A 1,445-nucleotide genomic window follows, 5' to 3' on the forward strand; every position below is an offset into this window, starting at 1 on the left:
TGCGCGTCCTGCGCGCGCGGTGCGGTGCGCACCGGGCGCCGCCGAGCGGTCGAGAGGCTGGGCGCCGCCGCGAGCAGCCGCTGGGTGTACTCGTCCTGCGGGTCGGCGAGGATCGCGGCCGCCTCGCCCTGCTCGACGATCCGGCCGCGGTGCATCACCGCCACCCGGTCGGAGCGTTCGGCCGCGAGCCCCAGGTCGTGCGTGATGAGCAGCACGGCGGTGCCGAGCTCGTCGGTGAGCCGGTCGAGCTCGTCGAGGATGCGCCGTTGCACGGTGACGTCGAGCGCCGAGGTCGGCTCGTCGGCGATGAGCAGGTGCGGGCGGCAGGCCAGGCCCATCGCGATGAGGGCGCGCTGGCGCATCCCGCCGGAGAACTCGTGCGGGTGCTGGCGGGCCCGCGCCCCGGGGTCGGGGATGCCCACCATGTCGAGCAGCTCGACGGCCTTCTCCCAGGCGGCCTTGCCCTGGGCGCGCCCGTGCACCTCGAGCGCCTCGGCGATCTGGGTGCCGACCCGCATGAGCGGGTTGAGGTTCGACATCGGGTCCTGCGGGACCAGCCCGATCTCGGCACCGCGCAGCGGCACCATCGCGTTCTCCGGCAGCTCGAGCAGGTCGCGGCCGTCGAGCAGCACCTGACCGCCGACCACCCGGCCGTTGGCCGGCAGCAGCCGGTTGACCGCGGCGGCGGTGGTCGACTTGCCGGACCCGGACTCGCCGACGACGGCGACGGTCTGACCTGCGGCGACGTCGATGCTCACCCCGGTGACGGCCGGGACGAGGGCACCTGCGGTGCGGAAGCTCACCGACAGGTCGCGGATGCTCAGCACGGGGGTGGTCGAGGTCATCGGGTCACATCCTTGGCGGGGGCGGGCACCGGGGACGCGGCCGGAAGGCCGGGTCCGAGGTCGAGGTCGGGGCACACCGTCGCGACGGTGTGCCACCACAGGTGGTCGGTGGGGACGGGGGCGCCGTCGGCGAGCAGCCGGTTGGTGGCCAGGGCGACGGCGCCGCGCCCGGCGGGCAGCAGCCCGACGGCGCAGCCGGTGAACCCGGGGTGCCACAGCAGCCGGTCGGGGCCGGTGGTGCTCGCCGCGGGCCCGGTCACGGTGCGGACCCGCCAGCCGAGTGACTGGTCGGGGTCCGGGCCGGGCTGCAGCAGCCCGTGCGGGTCGGCCTCGGCCAGCCGGCGGCCGAGGGGCAGGGCGGCGTCGAGCAGGTCGTCGACGGTGCCGAACAGCCCGGCGTGCCCGGCGACGGCGCCCCAGGCGTGCGCCGCGTTGCCGTCGTTCACCTCGCCGACCAGCAGCCGGTCACGCCAGCGGAAGGTGCCGGCCGGCCAGAGCACGGGGTAGGGCTCACCGGTGGCGACCATGCGCTGCTCGGCGCGGTCGCCCCAGGCCGAGGCGGCGACCGGCCCGTCGGCCGGGTCGAGCGGGCCGAACCCC

1 protein-coding gene and 1 pseudogene are annotated in these 1,445 nt (G+C 76.6%); both read right to left on the reverse strand.

The genetic code is table 11. From position 1 onward, the window contains the following. Window positions 1-845: ABC transporter ATP-binding protein (locus tag F2B26_RS16205; protein ID WP_159811104.1), on the reverse strand; the 845-nt coding region annotated here is incomplete at its 3' end. After that, window positions 842-1,445 (reverse strand): annotated as a pseudogene (locus F2B26_RS16210) (hypothetical protein); the annotation flags it as partial. The pseudogene F2B26_RS16210 and the gene F2B26_RS16205, both read right to left, overlap by 4 nt.

It is taken from the genome of Cellulomonas citrea (genome assembly GCF_009829685.1).
Lineage (GTDB): Bacteria > Actinomycetota > Actinomycetes > Actinomycetales > Cellulomonadaceae > Cellulomonas > Cellulomonas citrea.